Origin of the sequence: Streptomyces sp. W16 (genome assembly GCF_033194735.1) — a bacterium.
Lineage (GTDB): Bacteria > Actinomycetota > Actinomycetes > Streptomycetales > Streptomycetaceae > Streptomyces.
Genome location: NZ_JAWOAI010001195.1, coordinates 1 through 822, shown reverse-complemented (window position 1 = coordinate 822; position 822 = coordinate 1). Strand labels below are relative to the sequence as shown.

Annotated in this window: 1 pseudogene; it reads right to left on the bottom strand. The window is 71.9% G+C overall.

From position 1 onward, the window contains the following. Positions 1–309 precede the first annotated feature (309 nt). A pseudogene (locus tag R6V09_RS54165) lies at positions 310–822 on the bottom strand (ATPase); the annotation flags it as partial.

Genomic DNA, 822 nt, shown 5'->3' with positions numbered 1-822 from the left:
GTGTCGCGTCCGGCGCACGCCGGGGCGTGGGCGCCCCCGACCTGCCCGACTGCGACGGCAGCGCCGGCATCGTGGGCACACCGGCACCCGGTGGCGCCGTACTGCTCTTCGGCGGTTGTGTCACTGCTGACCTCCCCCAGGGTCATCCTGTCGCCGCAAGTATCGCCGCCAGGACTGACATTCCGCACGGGCCTTCACTGGATCTTGATCGGATCGCAGCGTGATGACCGGAATTCCGGCACCACACAACGCCCCCCACCGCCCCCTTGTCCATGAATACGCCGTGGGAATCTGTTCGGTTCCCGGGTGTCAGTGCTCGTAGTACCCCCGCGCCCGCTCATGCGCCTCGGCCGGAACACCCACGTGGTCCAGCCCCAGCAGCACCGAGCCGAGGACCGGCCGCGCGGTGACCACCGTCGCCACCGCCTTGGGCGCCCGGGCGGCCAGCAACTCCCGTATACCGTCGTCCAGTTGGGGATGCCGGGCGGCGAGGACGCTGCCGCCGAGCAGCACCGGCGTCTCCTCGTCGAGCAGGTCCAGGCGGGTCAGCGCGACCGTCGCCATCGCCACCACCTCCTCCGCCAACCGGTCCACGATCGACCGGGCCACCGGGTCGCCGTCCACCGCCGTCGCGAACAGCACCGGCGTCAACTCGTGCCGACGGCGGTGCGCGACGTGTTCGAGATGCAGGGCCTCCAGCAGGTCGTACATCGAGTCCAGGCCGAAGTACGCCGGGAGCGTACGCGCCAGGGCCGTGGGGCCGCCGCGTCCGTCCTCGGCGCGGGCCGCGTGCCACAGGGCCTCCTCCGCCAGGCCCCAACC